This is a genomic window from Bacteroidota bacterium (assembly GCA_039821555.1).
Classification (GTDB): domain Bacteria; phylum Bacteroidota; class Rhodothermia; order Rhodothermales; family Rubricoccaceae; genus JBCBEX01.
In genome coordinates this window covers 1-24,973 of the sequence record JBCBNX010000003.1, presented here as the reverse complement: position 1 = coordinate 24,973, position 24,973 = coordinate 1, and the positions used below count along the sequence as shown (strand labels likewise).

Annotated in this window: 10 protein-coding genes; 1 reads left to right on the top strand and 9 read right to left on the bottom strand. The window is 70.1% G+C overall.

The window, feature by feature from the left end; genetic code table 11:
* Positions 1-2: 2 nt before the first annotated feature.
* From AAFU51_04485 to AAFU51_04445, 9 genes are all read right to left on the bottom strand, one after another.
* Positions 3-2,339, bottom strand: a complete 2,337-nt coding sequence (locus tag AAFU51_04485; GenBank protein ID MEO1570505.1) for a M56 family metallopeptidase — start codon at positions 2,337-2,339, stop codon at positions 3-5.
* On the bottom strand, positions 2,332-2,790 hold the full coding sequence (locus tag AAFU51_04480) for a BlaI/MecI/CopY family transcriptional regulator (GenBank protein MEO1570504.1): 459 nt from the start codon (positions 2,788-2,790) through the stop codon (positions 2,332-2,334). Before AAFU51_04480 ends, AAFU51_04485 begins: the two co-directional genes overlap by 8 nt.
* A 128-nt stretch (positions 2,791-2,918) precedes the next feature.
* The gene (locus tag AAFU51_04475; GenBank protein ID MEO1570503.1) at positions 2,919-4,976 is read right to left on the bottom strand and encodes a tetratricopeptide repeat protein; all 2,058 of its coding nucleotides are present in this window, start codon (positions 4,974-4,976) and stop codon (positions 2,919-2,921) included.
* Positions 4,977-5,116: 140 nt separating this feature from the next.
* Positions 5,117-7,159 (bottom strand): hypothetical protein, encoded by a 2,043-nt coding sequence (locus tag AAFU51_04470; protein MEO1570502.1) that lies wholly within the window; start codon positions 7,157-7,159, stop codon positions 5,117-5,119.
* A 95-nt stretch (positions 7,160-7,254) separates the two neighbouring features.
* Positions 7,255-19,626, bottom strand: a complete 12,372-nt coding sequence (locus AAFU51_04465) for a hypothetical protein (protein ID MEO1570501.1) — start codon at positions 19,624-19,626, stop codon at positions 7,255-7,257.
* Positions 19,627-19,678: 52 nt separating this feature from the next.
* Positions 19,679-21,382: a hypothetical protein gene (locus AAFU51_04460; GenBank protein ID MEO1570500.1), complete on the bottom strand. Its 1,704-nt coding sequence runs from the start codon at positions 21,380-21,382 to the stop codon at positions 19,679-19,681.
* 288 nt (positions 21,383-21,670) lie between these two features.
* The gene (locus tag AAFU51_04455) at positions 21,671-22,654 is read right to left on the bottom strand and encodes a calcium/sodium antiporter (GenBank protein MEO1570499.1); all 984 of its coding nucleotides are present in this window, start codon (positions 22,652-22,654) and stop codon (positions 21,671-21,673) included.
* Positions 22,655-22,799: 145 nt separating this feature from the next.
* Positions 22,800-23,573 (bottom strand): hypothetical protein, encoded by a 774-nt coding sequence (locus AAFU51_04450; protein MEO1570498.1) that lies wholly within the window; start codon positions 23,571-23,573, stop codon positions 22,800-22,802.
* A gap of 98 nt (positions 23,574-23,671) precedes the next feature.
* Positions 23,672-24,559 carry a permease-like cell division protein FtsX gene (locus AAFU51_04445; GenBank protein MEO1570497.1) on the bottom strand — a complete coding sequence of 296 codons (888 nt, stop codon included), beginning with the start codon at positions 24,557-24,559 and terminating at the stop codon, positions 23,672-23,674.
* Between the two features lie 228 nt (positions 24,560-24,787).
* Between AAFU51_04445 and AAFU51_04440 the strand changes: the two genes are divergently transcribed.
* On the top strand, positions 24,788-24,973 hold a 186-nt coding region (locus tag AAFU51_04440; GenBank protein MEO1570496.1), incomplete at its 3' end, for an IS481 family transposase.

The window sequence follows — 24,973 nt, the reverse complement described above, 5'->3', positions numbered from 1 at the left end:
GCTCACTGGCCGGCGCCCCGCCCATTGTCTTCGGGGTGCCGGTCTTCGGCTTCGAGGCGGAGGCGTTCGGCGGCTTCCCGGAGGCGCTCCGCCTCGCGTTCGAACTCGGCGGCGCGGCGCTGGAGCAGGTCGACACTCGGGCGCCGCTCGTCGATATCGCGCGGCGCGTCGGCTAGGCGCTCCAGCTGAGCCAACGACGCGCCCAGTTGGTCGCGGACCTGCTGGTAGCCCTCCACGCCCTGCGTGTCTGCGAGTTGGTAGAACTGCTCCGCAAGGACTTCCAAGTCCTCACTGAGGCTAAGTTCTGTGAGGTCGAGGCTAAGCGTCTCAGCGTCGTATTCCGCACGGAGCTCTTCGATGGCGCGCGCGACCTCCTCGGCGCTCGTGGTCTGCGCCTGCGCGGCCTCGCGCTGCTGCGCGTAGCGCTCCTGCACGCGCCGATGCGCTTCGTGCAACGCTTCTGCGTGCTGGGCCGCCACCGTCTCGATGCGGGCCTGCAAGACGGTGAGATCGCGCTCGCGCGCAGCGCCTCGACGGACCGAAACGCTCGTCGGAGCGGTGGCTGCCATGCCGATGCGCTCTCCATCACTGGGCGGCGGCGGGGGTGGGGGCGGCAGCGACGAGGACGGCGCTGGCGGCGGCGGCGGTGGACTGGCTCCTGCAGCCTGCTCGTAGCGGTCCTGGAGCCAGCGCAGCCCCGCCGCGTCGAGCGCCTGAACGGTCCCGTCGACCTCGTAGGCTTCCACGAGACCGCCCGCGGCGTCGGTGCGCGCCTCGTAGCGGCGCTCCACGCTCGGCAGTTCCTCGTGCACCAGGAGGCGCCCACCTTCGGAGAGCATGACTCCCCGCTGCGTGAAGGTGACGGTCCCCTTGCGCTCCACACGCAGCCGCGTGCGGTCGTCGTTGCGGGTGTAGCTGAACGTGACGACGGTATCCGGTCCGGCGATGGTGGTCGCAGCCGCCGGAGGCGGTGCGGGTGCACCAGGAACAGGCACCACAGGGGCCCGCGTCACGGGGGACAGCGCCACAGGGGCCCGCGTCACGGGGGACAGCGCCACAGGGGGCGGCGCCACCAACGCCGTCACTGCGGGAGGCGCTGAAGCCACCACGACGGCGCTGACCGTAGGGGAAGCGGGCGGCGAAGGCCGGGTCGGCGCTTCGAGCGTTGCGGCGGTCGTAGGCGAGGTGCCGGTCACGGCCGGACCCGCGCACGCCACCAACCCAATCACACAGCAGGCCGCGACCGCGAGCGGCCAGCGGCGGCTCGCTCCCGGCTCAGCTCCGTCGATGAGGTGCTCGACCCGATCACTCAGGGCGCCTCCCCGCCCGGCGGCCATGCCCGGCACCAGATGCGGCAGCGCCGCCGATGCACCGTCCAGGCGGTGCGCGCGCAGGCGGCCTGCGGCGTCCACGAGGCACCGCGCCATCGCCAGCGGCGAGGTCTGCTCGGCCGCCCAGCCATCGCAGAGGCGCTCAGCCGCAGCCTGCTGACGGCGGCGCGCGAGGTGATTCAGCGGCTGGAAGAAAAACACGCTCTCAACGAGCGCGAACACGGCGAGCCAGAACGGATCGCGCCGGGCGAGGTGCGCCACCTCGTGCGCCAGCAAGGCACGTTGCTCAATCGGCGCCGTGTCCTCGACTGCCCAGGTCGGCAGCACCACCTCGTCGACGCCGAGCGCGACAGGCACCGCGAGCGTCCTCGACTGCGTCAGGTGGAGCGGATAGCGCAAGCCCACACGGATGCCCAATCGTTCGACTTCCGCAAGGAGGTGCGCGCGCTCGACTGGCACTCGGTCGCCGAGGCTGTCCACAAACCGCCGATGCGTTCGCACGCGCCGCAGCCCCTCGACGGCAAACCCCAGCAACCAGAAGCCTACCAGCACGGCTATCCACCGCGATGCCGTCTCGGGTAAGCTCCAACTCGTCCGGAAGCCAACAGGAGCCCATCCTGTGGTAGCTGCGGTCGCCTCGTTCAGAAGCCCTGGACGCAGGCTGCGCTCGATCACGAGCGGGGCAGCTTCTCCCCTTTCCTGCACGATGATCCGGTCTGCGCTCAGTTCGATGAGTTGACTCACGTCCTCGCCTCGCAGCACGACGAGGGTGCTCTCGGACACCGTCGAAGACGCATAGACCGAAGGCTGCACCGTCATCTGGACACTCGTTGTGACGAGGCCTGCGACCACGGCTGTCTTCCACAACGCATCCTGCGCCAGGGCGCCCGTGATCCAGCGAGACGCCAGCCAGGCTGCGCCGAGCAGCAACGTGCTGTGCAGGGCATAGGTCGCCAGCCACGCCGTGAGCGTCTGCGCCCAGGCCGCGTCAAAGAGAGCATCAAACATCGGTCGAGTCGGTTGTCGTGGACGAAGGCGACGCGCCGGGGGACGAAGCGTCGGCGGGCGGGGCGGATGCGGGGGGTTCGTGCTGCGCGGCTTCGAGGGCGTCGAGGCGCGCGCGGAGTTGGTCGAGGTCGGCGGCGGAGAGTTCGTCCTCGCGGAGAAGGTGGCTCACGAGCGCCGCGGGGTCGCCGCCAAACAGGCTGTCAAGAAGACTGCCCGTCATCGAGCGCCGGACCGCGCGCTGGGTGACGGCGGCGCGGTAGACGAGGGCGCGGCCGTCCTTGCGGTGCGCCACGATGCCCTGCTTGGCGAGGCGCGCGAGGATGGTGCCCACGGTAGTGAGCGCGAGGCCGCGTTCGAGCACGGCGTGGACGTCGGCTACGGTAGCCTCGCGGCGGTCCCAAAGGACCTCCATCACGGCAAGCTGGAGCGGGCTGAGCTGGTCGGCAGGCATGGGTGACCCACAAGGTTTAACTACAACTGTAGTTTATACTACTACACCTGTAGTTCGATTGTCAAGAGCGAACATTGCGCCGGGCCAACAAAGGGGCAGCGCCTCAGGCCCTGCGCCTGCAGCGGATGTCAGGATCCGGGTCCCGCGCAGTGCTCTGCGAGCGCCCGCGCCTCCGCGTATCGCTCGGTCTTGTGCAGCGCCTCGATGGCGTGCTCGCACAGCACGGTGGCGTCGGGGCGAGCGCGGGCCTGCCCAGCCCACCGGTCTGCGACCACGTCGAGGCTGGTGGCAGCGGTGTGGACGCGCAGCAGCGCTCGGTAGGCGTCGCCCGCATCGGGGTCGAGCGCGCGGGCTCGCTCGTAGGCGAGAGCAGCCCGCTTCCAGTCCGCCTCGGCCTCGGAAAGACGTCCGAGCAACAGGTGCGCGTCGCGGAAGGTGGGGGCGTACTCTGCCGCCGCCTGCGCTGCCGCCTTCGCGCGCGCAGGCTGTCCGGCTGCGTCGTAGTGGCGGGCCAGCAGCAGGTGCAAGCGCGGACTCGATGGGTAGAGCGTGAGGGCGGCTCGAAGCCGGGACTCCGTTTCTCCTGGTAGACACGTCGTCTGCGCGATCTCGAAGGCGGCATCGAGGCGGTCTTCGCTGCGGGCAAGGTCGCTCGCGAGGTCCCGGAGTGCGAGCCGCCCTTCGAGCGAGGGCTGTGCGGCGGCCTGCTGTGCTTGCGCCTGCCACGCGGCGGCCTCCGCGACGGCTGACGTGAGCGCCTCGCAGGCGTACGATGACTGCCCCGTGATCGTAGCTAGCCGAGTCAGCGCCTCGGCGGGCGTGTTGGGGTGCGCGACGGCCTCGGCATACGCAGTCTGGGCAGCCTGCTCATCGCCGAGCGCTTCGTGCACACGCCCGAGGTACGTCCACGACACGGCATCGTCTGCGCGCTCGCGGCGGCGCTCGTGGACGGACAGCGCCTCGTCCCAGCGCCCGAGCGCTTCGAGCGTGCGCCCCACCGCGTCGAGCGCATCGGTTGTCACCGCATCGGGCGTCACGGTCTCGGTGGCCGCCTCCTGCGCGGCCTGCTCGTACAGGGACAGAGCCGCGTCGAGGCTATCGGCGCGCTCGTAGGTGCGGCCCGCCCGCAGGAGCATCGCGGCAGGATCTGCCCCCAGGTCACGCAGCGTGGCGTAGGCAGCCCGTGCACGCGGGCCATCGTCGAGGATCTCGAAGAGGACCGCTTGCTGCTCGACCACGTCGAGACGCCCTGGGAACTGGGTGCGCATCGCTGCGAGCAGATCGAGCGCGCCAGCGAAGTCGAACGCCGCGAGGTGCGCCGCGAGCGCGGTCTCATAGACAGGCAAGGCGCCGGGGTGCTGCGCGCGCAGCCCGTCGAGCACAGCGAGGGCGTCTGGAAGGCGCTGCTGGGCGAGGAGCGTGCGCGCGTAGGTCAGTCCTACGTCGAGGTCGGCGGGCGTCCGCGCGTACAGGGCCGCGTAAGCGCCGAGCGTTTCATCGGTACGGCCGAGACGACCGAGCGCGGCGGCCTGGCTGCGGAGGAGGCGCGTGCTTCGTGGCGCATGGCGCAGGCCTGCCTCGGCCACGTCGAGCGCGTCGCCCCAGGCTTCCGCTTCGAGATGGAGCGCCGCGAGGTTGGCGTGGATGTCCTCGTCGGCGGGCGCAAGGGAGCGAGCCTCGCGGTAGTGCGCGACGGCATCAGCGCGACGGCCTTGTTCGTACGCCCGTCCCCCGGCGTGCTGCAGCACTGTCGCGAGGCGCTCGCGGACCTGCGCCGCGGTCACGTTCGGCACGGAGCGCCCAGCCTCCATGGCCTCGTGCACGACGCGGTAGAGTGGCAGCGCAGCCTCAACCTCGCCCTGCTGCAACGAGGCCTCAGCGCGGAGTTGCGTCAGATGGAGGTCGCCGGGGAAACGTTCGAGCCCCTGCGCGGCCACGACTTCAGCCCGCTGCGGCTCTCCAGCCTGCAGGTGGGCCACCACGAGCGCCGGGTAGGTGTCACGCAGCGCCGGATCAGCCGTGAGCGCGGCTTCGAGCGGAAAGATCGCCGCCGCAGCCTCGCCCGCCTGGAGACGAGCCAGCCCCTCGGCGAAATACTGCGTGGCAGGCTGCGCCGAGACAGCGCTCACCGTGAGGAGCGTAGACAGAAGGACGACGACGCCAACACCGCGAATAGGAAGCGTCATGCCTAGTTCTCCCCTCTCTGTCATCCCGGACTTGATCCGGGATCTGCACAATCCACCGTACAGACCCCCGCCTTCGCGGGGGTGACTTTGAAGCGGGTTTGCCTCCTCACTTCTCGCAGACGGCATAGGGTGGCGCATGGCTACGGGCGTCCAGCGGTGGCTAGGCGAGCCTGGACGGCGGTGCTCGGTCGGCTCTCGTTGCCGGAGGTATCCACCGCCACAACACGATACCATTGCCCGACGGCGCCAGCGGGGTCGGTCCACATCGACTCAGGGACGAGGCCCTGATGTGCCGGGGCATAGACGCCGGAGGGCGTGGTCGCGCGCTCGACGCGGTAGCCCATCAGGTCGGCCGCTGGCACTGGCTCCCAGGCAAGCGCGACGCTGCCCGCCTCGGCCTGCGCCTGGAGGTTGCGCGCGGTACGGGGCGGGCTCGGGTCGCGCAAGAGCAGCGTGTCGGCGGGCGACGGGAATCCTTCGTTGCCGAGCGAGTCGATGGCGGCGACGGTGTATTGGTAGGTCTGGCCTGGCGAGACGGCCTCGTCGCGGAGGTAGCGGTCGCCCTTCGGCACGCGGGCTACGATGCTGTCGCGCGTCGCGCCGGGGTCGCGGCGGCGGACGAGGTAGGCCGTCACGTCCTTCGACACCGAAGCGGGCCACGCGAGGGCAACGCGAAGGCCCTCGTCGGAGGTCGCGGCGATGTAGCTCGGCGGCTCGGGGGGCGTGAGGTCGGGGATCTGCACCGTCGTGAAGGTCGAGTCGCTCACGTTGCCTGCGCTGTCCACGGCAGCGACGGCATAGCGGTAGAACGCGCCCTCAGCGAAGCCGCCCGCTGCCGCGCCGTCGTCCGTGAAACGACGGCCAAAGAAGGCGGTCTGGTTGAGTTGCTCCCAAGCCTGGCCTCGTGCTCCAGCTCCGTCGTCGTTCACGCGCTGGCGGAGAATCATGTACGTCGCGAGGTCGGGCGCGGGCGGGCGGTCTTCCCAGGCGAGCGCGACGGTCTGGTCGTTATCGGCGATAGCCGAGAGCGCCGTGGGAGCTGCGGGCGGTACGCGGTCCTCCATGTAGAACGTCGCTGCGTTGCTGCGGTCGCCTTCGTTGCCCGCTGCGTCGAGCGCGGTGACGGCGTAGTGCAGCGCCTCGCCGCCGACAGCGGTGGTGTCGAGGTAGGCCGTCTGCAGGGGCGCGAGTGGCTCAGCGGTCAACCGGCGGTAGGGCCCGGTGATGCGTGGGGCGCGGTAGACGTGGTAGCCTGCGAGGTCAGGCGCAAGGCTCACCCGCCACGTGATCTCGGCGGCGGCCCCCTCCCGACCGCTCGACCCGCGCACCTGCACGTCCGCGATGCGCGGCGGCGGGACGTTGTCGACGACCTCCAGGCGGAGCGCATCGCTGCCGACCTGCTGGCCCGTCACGTCGCGCACGACCACGGTGAGCGCGTAGGTCTCGCCCAGCGCGGGGACGGCAAAGCTGCGGACGTAGGTGCTCGCATCGCTCGTGCGCAGGATCGAGCGGGGCGTCATGCGGAGCGCCTGCGCGCTGCCCTCGCGCTGGGCGTAGACGTCGAACCGAAACGCGCCGGGACTGCCAACGGAGGGATAGCTCCAGGTGAGCGTCACGTTGCGGCCCTCATGCTCGGCGCGGAGGCGGGCCGGGGCCTCAGGCACGGTCGGCGCCAGAGTCACCGTCGCCGACGCCTCGGTGCCCGTTGGCTGGTCGTCCTCGTCCACGACCTCGACGCGGTAGGTGGCGCGGCCCCGGGGCGCGTCGGCGTCCACGTAGAGCTCGGCCAGCGCCTCTGCTACCTCGGGAAACCCCGCTCGCATGATCGCGCCGAAGTCGGGCTGCGTGCGGACGCGGAGGAAAACCGCCTGCGGGTCGTTGCGCTCGGCGAGCGTGGCCACCTCGGCGTAGACCGTTCCGACGCGACCCGCGAACGTGACGCCGTCCTCCGCAGGGCGCAGTGGTTCAGGCGTGAGGAGCGCGCCGTCGCGGTAGACCCGCACGCCGCCCCGGGCCGGGATGTCGAGCGTGTGGTAGACGTAGGCATCGCCGTCAGCCTGCGTGAGCACACGCACTTCCTGAGCCGTAACGGGGACGCTCACCATAAAGCCTGCGACAAGGACCGCAAGGCCCACCAGGGCACAACGGAACGCAGAGACAGGCAGGTCGGAGACGCAGGGCATGAGCAGAGCGGCAGACGAAACAGGGGCGACGACGTGTGCCGCCACCCCTGTCACGGAGTTCACTGCCTGAGTGGATCAGGCTCGCGGTGATTCGTTCAGTTACCGCCGCCGCTGCCCTGGACTGGAACCATGAAACCCGGCGGCAGGGTGATGACCGGACCCTCTGTCTCGAACACCAGTTCGTTCGATGGAATCGTGCCGGTGACGATGGTCTGCTGACCGGTGCCGTCGCGGACGTAGACGGTCACGCGGTCGCCTGGCTCGGCATTCCCCATCGGAATAGTCTCCGCAAGGGTCGTCGGTGTCGTCGCCGGTGGATCAAGTTCGGCGAGCGTACCGGACGTCACGAACGCCGAGCCGTCGGCCTTGATGATGAGGTAGGTCACCTTCGTGACGCCGGTGCCGGTATCGTAGACGCCGTTGAGCGTGATACCGAGCGTCGCCTCGCCGAGCAGCCAGTTGGGCTCGTTGTACGTGAGGTCGAGCCCGGGCACCACAGGCGGGCTGAGGTCGGGCACCACCGGACCCGTGCACGAGATGTTCGAGGGCATCCCCTGGCCGTTGATCGCGCGGATACAGACATAGCTTGGCGTCGGAGGCAGTTCGGTCTGGGGAACGACCACGAAGGGCGACGCTGGCAACGTCCAGATCTCGCTGTTCTGCGAGACGCGGTCCACGTCGGTTCCGGACGGCCAGCCACGCACGTCGGTCGCGCCGGGCGACGAGCCGATGGCGTACTGGTAGCCGAGGAGTTCCGTCTCGGGGTCGATTGACTGCTCGACGGCGTGGACGTAGAGCACGTCGCCACGGAGGCTGCTCTTCGCGAGCCGTCCGACGGCCTTGGGCGTGGTCGGCGGCGTCGGGTCGGCGGCGGTCATCGCTACGGAGAGGGGCGTGCTTAGCTGGCCCGCGTGGTTGACCGCGAAGACGTGGACGTAGAACTCGTCGCCGAAGTCGCGGAGCAGGTTGTAGTGACGGTTCGGCCCGCCCACGAAGCTCACCGATGTCTCGGTCGTCGTCGTGCGGTTGATGACGTCACAGCCTTCGGGGACGGCAGCGTCTTCGGTGAGGCAGTACAGGTAGTGCATCACGCCCGACTCCTCGTCTTCGGAGGCCTGCCACGACAGCGAGGCGACCGGTACGAGGTCGGACCGGACCATCGTGTTGTACTCCGACCACGACGGAGTGCTCTCGTCGGCGGGTGTGCTGGTGACCAGAGGATTCACGGCGTCCGTGTAGAGCGGGATGCCCCCCCACACAGGCGGAGAGAAAGGCAGATCGTCGAGCGCCACCATGGATAGCTGCGATGGAGCCGTCGGCGGCGACGGGTCGAAGACGATGCCGTGCGGATCGCTGATGGTCCGGCTCGTGATCCCCACGCCGTTCGTAACACGGACGCTCACGTAGTAGGCCCGTCCTGGCTCCATATTGAGGATGCGCGTGCGCGCGTCGAGCACCTTCTGCATGCGCGACTCGCCGGGCAACGGCCAGTAGTCCAGGTCGCCTTCGAGGCGGCTCCACGGCACCACGTCCTGCCCGCCCTCGCCCGAGCCGATGGCATACTCGAACGTGGCAATGTCGGACTCGCGGTCCTCCGCCACCACGTGTAGGCGGAGCCGTTGGCCGTCGTTGGTCCACCAGCGCTCGACAGGGACGGGGAACGAAAACGTGCCGATGCTGCCATTGAGGATCTGCGTGCCCTTTTCATAGAAGGACTCTAGGTAGAGCAGAGCAGTCGGCGGGCTAGCATCCTGAGTCTGCACGGGCGTGCCCGCAGGCGTGCTAGGCGCTCCGTTGGGTCCGAGTTGAAGCTGGAAGCTGCCCCGTCGGACGGTCATCCGTCCCGCGGGTCCGCGTACGCGCACGCCCACGCTGTAGTCCTCCTCCTCGTAGGGTGCGTCTGCTGCGAACGCATCCCGGATGTCCCCGACTCGGCGGTAGCGGACCACGGTAGCCGCGTCGGCATTGCCGACCGTCTCGTAGTTGTAGAAGCCCGTACCGACATCACTGTCGGACCGTCCGGATTGCGGACCATCGCGGCGCTCGATTTGGACCTGGATCGCGCTCTCGGCCAAGCCGAGCGGGTGCGTCGTAGCCCAGCGGATGCCGGCTTCGTTGAAGAAGCTGATCCGGTTCGGCGTCACCGTGAGCGCCGCGACGGTCGGCGGAGCGAGGGCGTCTTCGAGCGCACCGCGATAGCCCGCGTAGGCTACCGACACCGAGTCACCAACGCCGTAGGCGGCCTCGCGCCAGACGGCGTAGTTATCCACGAGGCCATGCAGCGTGGTGACGAGGTCTGCCTTCACGTCATAGGCCAAGTCGAGCGACTCGGTCATGTCGGCGTAGCTCGCGCGCACCCCGTTGAGGGCCAAGCGGTGCTGCTCTCTGATTGGGTCGAGCGTTCTGGTAAGGTGCAGCGCAGCCGCGGGCAGGCCGAGGTCGTGAATATCGTACCACAGATTCCCCGCCTTCCCCTCGATGTCGTTCTTGATCGCAACACGCTGGTTCGAGGCCTGCGTGCGCGTCAGCTCGCGGTGGAAGCTGCTGAGCGTGGGGTCCCAGCTGAAGCTCGCACGGGGGTTGAACGTGCTCGCGTCCTGCCCGTCGCGGAGTGCGTAGACGATGCCGAGCCGAGCGGCTGCGCGGCTGGACGCCTCGGGCGTCAGTGTGAAATCCCCTTCGCCTCCGGGTACGTCGCGGCTGCTGAGAATCGGCAAGGCGTCGAGCGTGCCGCGGAGATCGAGCTGGCTGTGACGGCTGAGGAGGAACGCTCGCTGCTCCCACTGGAGGTTGGCGAGCTTCGCGTAGTATCGATCCGTTGCCTCAATGGCTCCAGCGAAGTCTTCGGCCGCGCTGTTCACCGCGGCCCCGGCCAGCGCCTGGAAGAAGGCAGCCAACATGTTGTCTGTAGGAGCCAAGGCTTCCGGCACACTGGGGTTCGAGCCCATCAACCGGTCGATCTCTCGGACGCTCTGCGCTACGTCCTCAATGGATTCACGGAAGGCCGCGTCGAGCGCCTCGATCTCGGCGCGCGTCTGCGCGGCAAACCCCGCCTGCTGAGAAGCCAGGCTCCCATCGATGGAAAACGACGTGGAGGCGGTGATGACCCCGCTCGTGTCGGGGACGAACCGGCTCTGGACCGGCGAGGTGACGAGCGCAGCGAGCATATCGTCGAAGGCCTGCGAGGCGTCGCCCAACTCGGTGATCGCACGCTGCTGGACGTTGGAGAGGTGCGGCAGCACGGCTTCGGCGCTACGCTCGGCGCGGGCCACGGCCGAGTTGGCCCGCACCAGCGCCGTCTCGGGGGCAAGGTCGGCGTTGGCTGGGATGGTCGTGAACGGCGAGGCCGCATAGCCGAGCACCGTGCGCGTGCTATTGAGTCCACTGGGCAGCGGCGCCTGCTCGTTGGCCGCCATCAGGTCGAACCAGGCGCGGCGCTCGCTGTCGCCAGCGAGGTAGAGGTTCGTCCCGGCGCGCTCGAGGTCTTGCGTGGAGACCGCGACGGGCTGGTAGGCCGGCGGTGCTTGGAGCGCCTCCTTGGCAGCCGTCATCTGGTTCTTGAGGTCCTCGATGCGTTGACGGAACTGGTCCCGCTGCGCCTGCGCCTGCGCAACGAGGTCGCCGTGCGCGCCCTCGCCGACGCCGCCGTCCCAGCCGCCACCGTCGAGCGACATCCAGGCGCGGAGGCAGGGCTCGCTGAAGAAGAGGTCCACGCAGCCCTTGACACCCGCGTAGAGCTGGTAGCCCCCGCCGCGCCGGGTGACGAAGGCCCCCTTCGCCTCGCCGCTGATGCAGAAGCCCAGGCAAGCCTCGGCGGAGAAGGTGGCATACGCCCCGAACGGCATACTGAACCCGGGTGCATCAATGAGCCAGATCGAGGCCCGGGCCTGGGCGTTGATGCTGATGATGCTCGCGATGTCCGCCTCGATGCCCATGCCCGCCTCGATGAGGAAGCCGTCGGACGAGGCGAGGAAAGTGCCATCGGCATCCAGGATCGAGTAGACCTCGAAGTCGGCCTCGCCGATGATGCCCCAAATGAGGTTGGACTGCCCCTCGGGCATGCCCATGAACAGGTTGAGGTCCATGTCGCCCGTAAGCACGACGGGCACCGCGAGATCAAGGGCGACGCCGCCTTCGAGAAAGAACGGCTCGTACTGCGCACCGATGTAGAGCCCGGCCCTGAGTTCGGCCCCCGCAGGACTACCCTCGCCGTCGAGTTCGAGGACGGTGCCCTGCGCGTCGAGGTAGACAGACTCGTTGGTGACCTGGAAATACGCCTGCGCGTCGATGATGTAGGGCGCGACGGCGTTGCCGATGCCAGCCTTGGCGTAGAGCATGGCCGCGAAGTCCGCGTTGAGCGAGGTCGGGATGCCGCCCTCGCGGACGGGCGTGTAGTTGAAGGGCGCGCCCTGGATGGCGTCGGTGACCATGCGGAGGTCTTCGGGCGCGGGCTTGTAGAAGAAGCCGCCGCCGAGGCCGGTCGCCGTGACCATGCCCGGCACGATGGGCACGCCTGCGTCGGCCGCCACCGCCACGAAGAGCCCGAAGCTGAGTTCGTCGTTCTTGTTCGAGAACGAGCCCGCGATCGCCGCGCCGACGGCCTGGCCGCCCGCCTCGAAAGCACCGGTGCCCGACGCGCGCAGCAGCACGCCGTCGGGGCCGCTCTCGTAGAGCAGGCTCGCGTTCATCTCGAAGAGCTGGCCGATGGCGAGGTTGGCGTCGTCCACGGCGAAGAGCTTGGTCGCATCGGCGGTCTCGTAGAAGAGAACGCGCCCGACGCCGCCGCTGAAGCCGCCGCCGCCGTCGGCATTGCCGGAGCCGCCGAGCGAGATCGTGAGCGCGTCGCCCCGGGACGGGGCCGGGGGCGTGCCACCCTGGACGGCGTCGCTGCACGGGCCGAAGCAGAGGTAGCGCCGCACGCCACTCACCTCGCGCGTCGGCGGGGCCGCGCTGGGGTCAGCGGGCGTGTCGCCGGTGCTCTCGGCGATCTGGATCGTGAACGACTCGCCCTCGGCGGCCTCCTCGTAGACAAACTTCCCGAGCCCGAGGCTCACGATGTCCATCACGCTCACCGAGCCCGTCCCGTCGAGGTTGCCCCAGTCGGTGACGCCGTCCGGGGTGATCGTGAGGCCTTCGTAGCCGAGGCTCGCTGCGACGTTGGGCACGGTGAAGCCCGCCGTGCCGCCGAGCACGACCTGGAACTGGCTCTGGTCCGAGACGCTCGCGTCGGCGGTGACGCTGAGATCGAAGAAGCCGAACTCGACCGCGAAGGCGGCGTGGCCGGTGGCGTTGTAGCGGAGGCCCTGGCCGGGGCTGTAGCCGAGGCCCGCGTTGGCCGGGAAGCCCGTCGCCTCGCCGAAGAGGATCTCGGCCTCGCCCGAGGCGCGGTCGCCCTGCCTGCGCGGGATGAGCACGCGCCCGTTGGCGTAGACGCCCGAGTTCTCCGGCGTCACCACGTCGAGCTCGACGCCCGCCTTGGTCAGCTCGAACGTGGCGAAGCCGTTGTCGCCGAGGTCGTAGCGCAGGTCCGTCTGGAAGGCCACGGCGGCGGCGACGTTGACGGTCCCGTCGGCGGCGTTGCGGTCGATGGTGAGCGTACCCTCGGCCTCGCTGTCCACGGGCGCGGGCAGCGTCGCTTCGAGCGTCGCCGCGAGGCGCATCCGGGCGTTGCTCGCTGAGAGCGTGAGCGTCTGGAGCGCGACGTAGTCTTCCACGAGGTCTACGTCCCGCACGGTCGCCTGACCGAGGTTGAACTGGCCGTCGGTCGCCACCGAGATGTCCTGGAAGTCGATGGCCTGCTCCATGAGCGTGAGCCTACCGCTCCGGGCGCTCACGGTGAGCACGCGCCCGCTCACGGCGAGGCCCGGCTGCAGGAGTGTGAGCGTCACGGCCCCGTCGAAGAGGTCGGCCTGCTGGTCGGGCACGGTCACGCCCGCGCCGCCGAGCCCGAAGACGAGCGCCGGCTGCGACGGCACGTTCTCGACGCCCACGCGGAGGTCCTCGACGCTGACTGCGAGCGGCTCGCCGAGCACGTCGTCGAAGGCGACCTCGCCGGAGAAGGAGACCACGACGCTCGTGTCGGTGACGTCGAGTTCGACCGGGTCGACATCGGCAGGCTTGAGGTCAGCCAGGCCGAGCGGGATCGTGGTCGGCAGCGTGACCGGATCGACGCTGAACGCCCACTGGTTGCTCACGTAACCGGCGGTGTAGAACAGCCGCGCGGGCACGCCGCTGTCGTCCGTGAGAAGGCTGCTCGCCACGGTGCCAGCGAGGTCGATGCCATTGGTGTTACCGAACGAGAGCCGCACGCCCGTCACGTCAACGGTGAAGGCGTCCGGCTGTGGGCTGCCGCTGAGCGTGCCCGTCGTCTCGAAGGTCACGACCGGCGCGAGGCTCGGGTCGTAGGCCGTCGCGTAGGTGCCGATCTCGGCGGTGCCCTGGAAGCCGTCGGGGCCGAGCGCGAGCGTCGCGTCGAGCGCGTCGGCATTCACGCCGTCGAGGCCGTCGGGCAGGTCGATGCGGAGGCCCGCTTCGAGCGTGACGCCGCTGCCCGTGCTGGTGAGCGCGAGCGCGGTGAGGCGCACCGGCAGGTCGAGCGCCGGTTCGAGGTCGCCCTCGGCCTGCAGGGTGAGCGCACCGCCCGTCGGGTTGTAGGCGGCGTCCGTCGTGAGGCTGAACGCGGCGAGCACGGTCGGCGGCGCGCCGGTGTTGTCGAGCGCCGCGAGGACGATCGGCAGCGGCTCGTTGGGGCGCGTCGCGAGGGTGTAGCCGCCGTCGGACTGCTGCGCGACATCCACGAGCGGCTGCCCCTGCGCGTCCTTGAGCTGGATGTAGGCCACGTCCTCGGTCGGCAGCGGGAGCCGGTCCGGCAGCAGCGCCACGACCCCGCCGCCCACGTGGAAGCCCGTCGCGTCGAGGTAGGCGAGCGGCTCGGTCGCCCGGCCGCCCTCGTCGAGGTAGAGCGCAGCTCTTCCCTGCCGCACGGCGAACGCGCCAACGTTGACCGCGAAGCCGTTCTCGAATTCGAGCCGGAGGTTGCTGCGCACCTCGCCCGCGAAGTTGAACGCGCCCGTGCCGCTCCCGGCGAAGCGGAGCCCCTGCGCGTCGAGCGTGACGGCGCTGTTGAAGTCGAAGCGGAGGCCCTCGTCGGTAAACGGCGGCGCGCTGGCGGCCACGAGGCGCAGGTCGATCGGGCTCAGCGGCACCTCCACGCCCACACCCGCCGCGATGACGGCATCGCCACTCACGACCTGCGCCGCCTGGAGGTCCACGAGGAGGTCGTTGAAGGTCACGCCCACGGTCGCCGGATCGGCGTTTACGGTGCCTTGCGCACGGAGGCGGAGGCCCGCCGCACTCAGCTCGGCCTCGTTGACCGTGAACGTGAGCATCGGGTCCTCGAAGGGCAAGCCGAGGCCAAAGGGCTGCGTGACGAGGATCGAGCCGTCAGCGATGGTGCCGGTGAGCACGTCGAGGACGAGGCTGCCGGTGATCTGCGTCGGCGGCGCGGCGGCGCTCGGGCCGGGCAGGTCCACCACCACGCCGCCGTCGAGGCGGACGAGCTGCACGTCGTTGGTGTAGCCGAAGGCGAGCGCCGAACCCGTCACGCGCAGCGCTGCCGGACCGAGCGCGAGCGTCCCGCACGGAGCGAAGTTCTCGACACTCCCCGCGAAGCCGAGGCCGTCCACGAGGGTAACCTGGAACGTCGTCGGCTGCGGGCAGGACGCCGCACCGCCCCCCCCATCGTTGGCGCCATTGGCGAAGTTGGGCAGGTCCTCCAGCGTCGCGTCGAGGTCGAGGTCGACGGCCTGCATGCCGCCGCGCTCTTCGAGCGTCCCGACGGCGCGGGTGACGACGAGCGTCGGACCACCGGGCGCGAGCGGGAGGCGCGCGCCGTCCTGCGGGGTGTGCGCCGTGACCGTGCCCGTGAGGATGCCGTCGCTGTAGCCCGCGTCGGTGACGGTGAAGCCGTCCACAGGCACGAGGCCGGTGTCGGCGAAGCCCGGCAGCCGCAGCGCAAAGTCGAAGCGCGGGTCGAGGCCGAAGGCGGTGCCGCTGTACCAGTCGAAGACGAGGTTCGCAGCCGTCCGCAGCGCGAGCGGTTCGAGTTCGACGCCGCCGAGCGCGAAGGGCGGGAGCTGGAGGCCTGGAAGCGAGCTCCGGCTCACGTCCTGCGGCGGCACCACGAGACCTTCGTCACGGATCTCGACGCCGCGCAGCGGGAACACGAACGGCTCGCTATCGCCCCCATTGGGTCCCTCCACGTCCACCACGACGGCGAGGTCCACCTTGACCGCGAAGTCGAAACCCGTCTGGGTGTCGTAGCGGAACTCGGCGAGCGTCGTCAGCGAGTCCACGCGGATGCCAAAGTCGTCGAAGCCGAGCGTGGGGCGCTCACCGAAAAACGCAGGGGCAAAGTCGGTCACGGCGATGTGGCCCGGCCCGGCCTCGACGGTCATCGTGGCCTCCGCGACCGGTCCGGCGTCGCCGTTGACCTGCAGCCGCGCGTCGGCGTCGAAGGCGAACGTGGCGCTGCCAGGCGCAGACGCGGTCACGGGCACGGTCATCGTCCCGCGCACGGCCTCCACGAGCAGATCCACGCGGTCGCTGCCGGACACGACCGGCACGAGCTCGGAGAGCCCGCCCACGTCGAACGTACCCCGCGCGACGCCGTCGGTCGTGATCGCGAGCGTCACGTCGTTGTTCGCGCCGACCGTCTGGTCGAACAGTTGCACGTCGCCCTGGAGGAAGAGCGCCGACTGCGGACGGCCGTCGATGGTGCCGACACCGTATTGCAGCGCGCGCACGGTGAACGGCACGTCGGGGCCAAGCGCGAGGCCTTGCGGCACGCTCGCCGCGATGGTGCCGCTGACGAGTTCGGGGCTGCTCGGGTCGGTCGTGAACACGGCGTCGTTGAAGGCGACGGCGAGGCGCGGGGCAGGCTGGCCGCCCTCAGCCAGCGCAGGCACGACGAGTTCGAGCGGCTCGCTCGGGCGGGTGCGGATGCGCACGGCGTCGTTGGCGACGGGCTCCAGGTCCACGAGCCAGCGGTCGTCGCGCTTGAGCACGACGTAGGCCACGTCCTGCGACGGCAGCGCGAGGGTGTCGGGCAGCAGCGCATTGGCGATGAACGCTGGGTCGAGGTGAAAGCCAGCCGGATCCATGTAGGCCACGCGGCGGCCCTGCCACAGGAGGTCGGCTTGCCCGTCGCGCACGCCGAACGCGGGCGAGAGGCCGACGACGAAGTCCTCGCTCATCTCGACGCTGAAGTCGCTGTCGTAGCGCTCGGCGTTGTCGCCGAGGCTACCGTCGAGGGCGAGAGCGGCGGCGGCGGTCCCGCTCGCCCGGACGCCCGCCGAGTCGAGCACCACCTGCCCGTCGAGGTCGAAGCGGACGCCCGGAGTGAAGCCGAGCGGCGCACCGAGCGCGACCGCCTGCCCGTCGAGGTTGCCTGTCGCGGGGTCGATGCCTGCGGCGAAGGCAAAGGGCGCGTCGAAGACCACGCGGCCCGCGGTCAGCCCGTCGAGCGAGAGCGCGAAGAGCGCCTGGTCGAAGGTCGTCCCGATGGTCGTCGTGCCAGTCTGCAGCTGGTGGCGCCCGTCGATGAGGAGGCCGTCCATCGAGAGCTCCGCGCGGTTGATGCGGAAGGTCATCGCAGGGTCGGCCGTGCTCGGGAGTTGGAGCGCGAACGGCTGGTCGAGCACGAAGCGCACGTCGAGGAAGTCGCCTGTGACGAGGTCGAGTACGAACGAGCCGTCCACGATGCCACCGTCGGCCATCGCCAGGCGCGCGGTCGCGTCGAGGACGGCCTCGGAGCCGAGGCGGCTGGTCTCGCCGAACGTAAGCGTCGCCTCGCGGATCGAGGCCTCGAACGGACCGATGCCGACCGGGCACGACGGTCTCGTGAGCGCCACGCGTCCGTAGAGGCTGTTGCGCACCGTCAGCTCGCCTTCGCCGAGCGCGCCCGCCGTGCTGCCCGCGCAGCCGAACGGGGCAGCGGCGACCAACGCGGCATCCAGCGCGAAGCGGCCCCGGGCGTCGAGGTCGGCATCGGCGCTGACGCGCTGCCAGTTGAGTTGCCCGTCGAGGCGGCGGAGGTCGAGCGCGAAGCCAGCGTCGCCGAGGTCCCAGCGGCACGGCGCGAGGTCGTCCAGCCGCAGCTCGCCGCCGATGATGTCCTCGCCGTTGATCTGACTGCGGAAGCCCGAAAAGCCGATCACGGCGTTGGCGAGGCACGCGGGCATGGCCTCCGTCTCGGGCAGCGTCACGTCGGCGTCGAAGGCGAGATCCCACGGCCCCGGCCCGATGCGCTCCCACGAGAAGAGCGGGAAGGTGAATGCGTTGATGGTGAGCCGCCGGAGCGTCATGCCGAAGCCGTCGGCAGTGAAGGCGGCCCGTTCCAGCGCGGCGCGGTCGAGCGCGACCCTCGGCACGGTAAGCCCGGCGTCGGAGATCGTGAAGTCGTTGGCCGACGCGACGGTGAGATCGTCGAAGCCGGGGAAGCGCAGCGCGGCGTCGAAGCCGAGCGCGAAGTCCCAGCCCGCGCCGGGCGTGTAGGCGAGGCGGTCGGCGCGGAGGTCGCTGAAGTCGAGGGCCACGAAGCCGAGGTCGAGGCTCGGGTCGGGGATCGGGCAGTCGGGCACGACCTGCTCGATGGCGAACGCGCCGCCCGTCTGGAGGCCGCCCGCGATGGCGAGGCCGCAGCGCACCTCCTCGCCCGTGGCGGGGTTGTCGGCGGCGAGGCCGAGACGGGCCTGGAGCGTGAGGTCGTAGGTGAGCGGCTCCTGGAGCGGCCCGAGCGTGCCGGTGAGGCGGTCGAGGCGCAGCGTCACGCGGTCGCTCTCGCCCACGAGCGGGAACTCGTCGTCGGAGCGGCAGGCGAGCGCCGTCTTGCTCTCCGTGTCGAGGCCGTCGGCGGAGAGCTTGAGGTCGGTGATGTCGCAGCGGAGGCTGCCGAGCGCCTCCACGACGCCCGCGGCCGTGATCTCCGCGCCGGGGAACGTCGCGCGGAAGCTCGTCACGAGGACGCGCAGCGGGTCGTCGCCGAAGGTGAAGAGCGGGTTCTCGGGCGTCCCGCCGCCTTCGAGCACGCCCGCGAGGCCGCCATTCGTGACGGCGAGCACGCCTGTGAGCGTCTCGTCCGTGACGTCGGGCACGCGCAGTTCGGCCTCCACGGCCACGCCCGTGCCGAAGGCCCACGTCACCGCACGGATCGTGAGCGGCTCGGCGTCAGAGAGCGGCAGCGACTCCGGCGTGCGCTCGACGCGGAGCCGCCCGCCTGCCGCGCGTTCGAGGTCGTCCTTGGCGAGCGTGAGCCCGTCAAGCGTCGCGTCCAGGCGCATCGTGTCGTCGAGGTCGAGGCGCATCCGCGTGGTGCCCGAGAGGATGTAGCTCCCAGCCGTCTCCTCGACGGTCACCGTCCCGCGCTCGATGGCCGCGGGGAGGTCGGGCAGCAGCGCCAGTGCCTCTTCGAGGATCACGTCGCCGAGATCGGCCAGCGTGCCAGGCGGAGCGGTTGGCGGCAAGCCCGGTGCCCCCTCGCCCGTCTCGCGCTCGTCCACACGGAACGTGCCGACGGGGCTGAGCCCGCGGTTGCGGCCGTAGGGCTCGCCGAACTGGAGCGCCTGCACCTGCCACACGAACGACTCGGCGAGGGGGAACAGGTCGAAGGGCGCGTCGGACGGGCGGTAGATGTAGGTCGTCGTCGGGATCTCCTCGTCGAAAAGGACGGGGTTGGCGACGATGGCGTCGGTAGACGTCTGGCCCTCGAAGAGCGGCTTGATCGTGAGGCGGTAGGAGAGCCCAGCGGCTCCGGGGCGCGGGAGGAAGGCCCAGGTGAAGATGGGCGTCGGCGGCTGGACGGCCTCGCCGTTGAGCGGCACCACCAGCTCAGGCGGATCCGGCTCCTCGACGGTGAACACCACGCAGAGGTCGCCCGTGCCCCCGACCTCGCGCGGCGGTCCGTTGCCGAAGTCGAAGATGGTCACACACAGCTCGTAGAAGTCCTCCGGGATGCCGTCGCGGGCGACCTCGTCGATCAGGCTGCTCTCGATGTCGATGGACTCCTCGGCCCCGCCGAACTCGGGCCACGTGAGCACCCGCGTCTCGCGCGCGCCGAGGCTGATGCGCGGCTGCGCCGGGTGCCCGTCGATGGTCTGGGCGACGAGGCCGCGGCGGTCGCCCGTGAGCGTGAAGGCGAAGCGCAGGTCGTCGAAGTCCTCGCCGGTCGTGTTGCGCACGGTGGCACGGAGCAGCGTCGGGTCGTCCTCCCACGCCTGGAGGTCGCGCGGCAGCGGGTCGGCCACGCGGATGTCGAGCGTGACCTCCTGCGCCTGGGCGGTGCTGCCGAGCGCAACGACGACCGCGAGCAGCGAGAGAACGGCAAGCCGGGTGCGAGACAGCATGGCGAGGCGCGGTATGAAGAGGCGCCGTGTAGCGGGGCGCGGGGGCGTGACGAGGGACACGGGCATGGCAGAGTCCGGCGGGCGCATGACGTGGGGGCGCATGACGAGGGAGCGCGGTCTAGAACTGGTAGGCGTAGCTGAGGCGCGCGGTAGCCTCCGTGTAGCCGTCGCTGCCCCGGCGGGGCACGGCGTAGGCGAAGCTGCGGGTGGCGATCTGGAGCTCGACGCGGCTGTTGCCCTGCACGCGGTAGGTGCCGCGCAGGCGCGCCTGGAGGCCGCTGTCCGCGCCGTCGGTCCCGGCGACCGCGTCGTCGAGGACGATGCGGTTGTAGGAGAGCGTCCCCGAGAGCCGCAGCTTCCGGTCGAGGAGGGCCGCCGAGACCGTCTCGGCGAGCGTGAGGACCGTCTGGTCGAGGTCCCGCGCGAGGCCCTTGGTGAACGTGCCCGTCGTGGCGAGCGACAGCCCGCTCGGCCAGGCGAGCGTGTGCGTCAGCGACACGTCGTGGTTGCGCGTCGCCTCGTCGATGCCGCGCGTGAGGTTGCGCTGCGCCACGTCCTGGAAGCGATACGACAGCGTCGCGCTCTGCTGGAGCGTGCCCGTCTGCCAGGTGTAGCCTGGCGTGATGCCGATGGTCTGCGAGACCTGGCTGACGCGCAGCGTGTCGCGCTCGCGCTCGGTACGCAGGCCGAAGTTGGTGTAGTCGAGCCCGAGCGTGGCCCCGTCGAAGGGCTGCGCGTTGACCGACGCCGAGAGCAGCAGCCGGTTCTTGGTGCTGATGCGCGTCCCGGCGACGTTGTTCTGGCGCACGCCCACGCGGGTGGCGACGCGGACGCGCCGGAGCGTCACGCGCGGCGCGACGGTGACGTCGAGGAGGTCGCGTTCGAGTTGGATGGCCCCGGCGGAGGTGTAGCCCGGCCCGACGTAGCGCGTCTGGACGCCGAGCGCGAAGACGCGCCCTGGCGTGAGGTCGAGGTCGAGCGTTGCCGCGCCGTCCACGCGGGTAGAGAGCGTGGGCGTGAAGAAGGGCTCCACGAGGCTCGCGAGTTGGTCGAGGTCGCCGAAGGCGAGGGAGTCGGCAGTGCGGTCGCCGTTGGTAGCCGCGAGCGCCACCTCGCCACTCAGCTTGGCCACGCGCGGGACGATGGTCGCGCCAAACTGCATCGAGAGCGCGACGTTTTCGAGCGGCGTGGCCGTGCCGGGCCGCTGGACGGACGTGGTGTCGTCGGCCGCGCGGAGGCCGGTGAGCCAGAGGTGCCAGCCCTCCTCCTTGCCCACACCGAGCTGCACGGCGGTGAGCGTGCGGCGGAAGAGGCCGTCCCGGAACGCCGCGCTGTCGGCCTCGACGGCGCGCTGGCTGCGCCCCCGGATCACGCTCAGCCGGAACACGCCGGGCGTGAGCTCAACGCCGCCGCCAAGCAGCCGCGCGTCGGCGAGGGTGAGCTCGCTGAGCCGCGTCGAGAAGTAGCCGGCGTGGAGCTGCGCCCACCGCCACGTCGGGCTGGCGCCGAGTTGATTAAACGGCTGCTGGAAGCCCGCCTGCTCGGTCGACAGGAACGTCGAGAACGGGATGCTGAGTTGGCCGCCGATGTTCAGCGTGAGTTGCGCGTTCAGGCCCGCCACGCCGCCTGGCCGCCGGTTGTCGACGAGGCCCGTCTGGCTGTAGCCCTCGCTGTAGACCTGGACCCCGCCCGACACGCCCACGAGCTGCGCGGTCGCGGGCAGGCCACTCAGGCACACGAGTGCCAGGAGCAGGCCTCGCAACCCACGCATGCGCGTCTGGCGGTGCACGGCATGGGCCACACGAGGAGAAACAACGGGCATATCGAGGCGACGCTGGTAGGAGCTAGATGGCCTCGCACGAAGCCGACTATCCCTACCACGTCAATTCTTGCCCGGGTGGATCAAGCCCGTTGCTTCCGTTTTCTCGTCGCCCTTCGCCTGCGCCTCGTCAGCGACGCCCTATCGACCGGGTTCCAGCATCCGGCTACTGCGTTCGGATGTCGGGGGGCTCCGTGCTTTGGTTTGGACCGAGGTGCTGTGGTTCGGATCGAGGCCGCCACGCAACATGTCCTGCCCCCCTGACCCGGTAGATCAGCAAACGGTCGCCCGTCAGATCACCAGCCAGACCACGTAGCTGACATACACCGAAATCAGGAGCGCACCTTCCCAGCGGGCCATCGTGCGCTGCGTCGCCATGGTGAGGTGCACCAGGAGCGTCACGCCAATCATCACGGCGAGGCTGTCCACGCCGACACCGTCGGACGCGACGGGCTGGATGAGCGCCGTCGGGCCGAGCACGCCGAGCACGTTGAAGACGTTCGACCCCACGGCGTTGCCGAGCGCCATGGTGCCCTGCCCGCGCATCGCCGCCACCACGGTCGTGGCGAGCTCTGGGAGGCTCGTGCCGAGTGCCACGAGCGTCAATCCGATGACGGCCTCGGACACCCCAAAGCCGCGCGCCGCCGACTCCGCGCCCTCCAGCAAGAGCCTGCCACCAATCACGAGCCCGACAAGCCCAACGGCCACGAACAGGAGATCGCGCCAGATGGACGACCCGAAGCTGACCGGCAAGTCTTCGGCGATGGGGGCGTCGGGGTTGTCTGCCACCGCCTCGCGGGCCGCACGGTGCGCGGCGGCCTCCCGTCGGCTCTGCCAGATACTATACCACACGTACACGACGATGCCGACCGTGAGCACGGCCCCCTCCCAGCGCTCGACGCTGCCATCGAGCAGGAACGCGACCATGAGCAGCGACGACGCCAGCACCACGGGCATGTCGATCCGGATCAGCTGCCGCTCAATCGCAAGAGGAGCGATGGCCGCCGCGACGCCGACGATGAGCGCGAGGTTGGCGATGTTCGACCCGACCACGTTGCCGAGCGCAATCCCGCCGTCGCCGGAGAGCGCCGCGGCAATGCAGATCACCAACTCCGGGCTGCTCGTCCCGAATGCCACCACGGTCAATCCGACCACGAGCGGCGATAGCCCGAAACGGAGTGCCAAGGCTGAGGCGCCTCGAACGAGGGCCTCCGCGCCGACGAGCAGCAGCGCGAAGCCGCCGATCATGAACGCGAGACTCTGGAGCAAGGACATAGGAAAACGGGGGTGGGCGGAAAGCTGCACCGACGTACATAGGCCTCGCGCGAATCGTTCAGGCTTTGCCCCAGCTTCCCCTCTTTTTCGGGAAGCCCCGCCGACCACACCACATTCGCACACATGACCTAGTCTAGCCGATGGCCTACCGCCCTCGCACCGTCACGGTCCCGACCCCGACTCGCGCCTCAACTCGCGCGCGGGACGCACCGCCGACGCGGCCTGTCACGCGCTGCCCCGTCTCCGTCTCAGCTCGGTCCGTCGATGCCGACGAGAACCCGTCCACGCTCACGAGGCCCGTACCGCTCGCGGCGTCAAGCTCGGCAGCGGTGTCAGCGGGCAGGTCCACCTCGACGCGTCCTTCCTCGACCGCGACGATGAGCCGAGCCTGCGGTGCCAGCGCTGCCACGACGGCCTCCACGCCCCCAGCCGTAGCACTGAGGGTGGTCGTGTCGCTGGCGAGGGCTTCCGCGCGGATGGTGCCCTTGCCGGTCTGCGCCGTCACGGTGGGCCCGCCAGCCCCAGCCAACGTGATGGCGCCCTCGTCGAGTTGGAGGTACAGGCGGGCTTCGGCAGGCACGAGGGCCTCGAACGCGGTTTCGATGCCCGGCGGCTGCGGGGCAGGCGCGATGACCTGCACGATCTCGTCGTCCCCGTCGATGCGGACCACCTCGCCGCGCCCGAGCCGTTGGCGGGCCGAGCCTTCCGTCGCGCCGCGTGCCGTGCGGACGACCTGCACCGTCGCCACCGTCGCCGTGTCGCAGCCGGTCACGTCGATGCGGCCGACCTCGGCCTGCAGCACGAGCGTCCGGCCGTCCAGCGCAATCGCGTGCGTCACCGTGTCGCGCACCGCCAGCCGCTCGAACCGAAACGGCGAGTCGCCGTCGCCCGAGCACCCCGTGCACAAGAGGACCAGCACGAGGCATGACGCACGGACAAGCCGAGGAAGCGGGGAGCAGTCGCTCCGATGCCCGTTTGTCCGGCGACCCGCGACCTGCGCCCCTTGACCTGCGCCGCTCACGACAGCGTGATGCGCTGGACGAAGCGGCGCACCGCGACCCACGAGGCGAGCCAGCCGAAGAGCGCGCCGAGCACGAACACAGCCCCGAACGTGGCGAAGGGCGAGCCGAGCGGCCAGCCACGGCCAGCCAGTTGCGGAATCTGTCCGAGCAGCGCGCCGTAGGTCGCCCAGATCACGGTGCAGGCGACCACCGCTGCGATCAGCCCCTGCGCGATGCCTTCGACGAGGAAGGGGCGCTGAATGAAGCTGTTGGTCGCGCCGACGAGCTTCATCGTGCGGATGAGCATGCGCCGCGCGTAGATCGTCAGCCGGATCGTGTTGCCCACGAGGAAGAGCGCCGTCAGCACAACCAGCACCGCGAGCGCGAGCGCGACCGTCTGCACCACCTGGAGATTCTCGCGCACCCGCTCGATGATGCCCGCGTCGTAGGCGACCTCGTCCACGCCACGCATCGGCTCGACGGTGGCTGCGATGGCGTCGATGCTGTCGGCGGTGGCGTAGTCGGGCGTTACCTGCACGCGAAACGAGGCGGGAAGGAAGTTCTCGCCAACGACATCCTCGGCGCCCTCGCCGAAGTCCTGCACGAACGAACGGTAGGCCTGCTCCTGCGAGATGAAGCTCGCTGCTTCCACCCCGGGATGGCCAAGGAGGCGGTTGTTGATGGTCTGCTGTGTCCGGGTGTCCGCCCCGAGGTCGAGGAACACCTGGAACTCGCCGACCTGCTGCTGGAGCGCACGGGCGACCTGCTGCCCCTGCCAGAGGAGCAGCCCGAAGAGCCCGATGAGCACCAGCGCCACCACGAGCGCGCTCACGGAGGTGACGGTGGCAAACTTGGCGCGGCCAAAGCCCGCGAGGCCTTCGCGGATCGAGTACGAGAGAGCCATGCTGGAGGTCGAGGGTCGAGGGTCGTGTGCGGCGAACCTGCGGCAGCCGTCCCAAAATACCGCGGCGGTGTGGCGGTGTGGCGGTGTGGCGGTGTGAAAGCAAATCGGGTTCGGAGGCAGCGTCAAACGAATTCCCCCCCGTCGACGCTTCTCTATTCGCCAGTCGCTAGGGTGTATAGTCCCAGAGTGTCGTGGTCTACCCTGTGACCACTTTAACCCCGACCTCCTATGGGACTACTTCTACACGGCAGCGCCCGCACCACGCACGCCACCCGACGAGCCCTCCAACGCTCCCAGAAGACCGTGAGCGCCCTCGCCGTGCAACACGGCCTCAATCGCAAGACCGCCGCCAAGTGGCGCAAGCGCCAGACCGTCGCGGACGCCCCGATGGGCCCAGGCAACCGCGTTCAACCG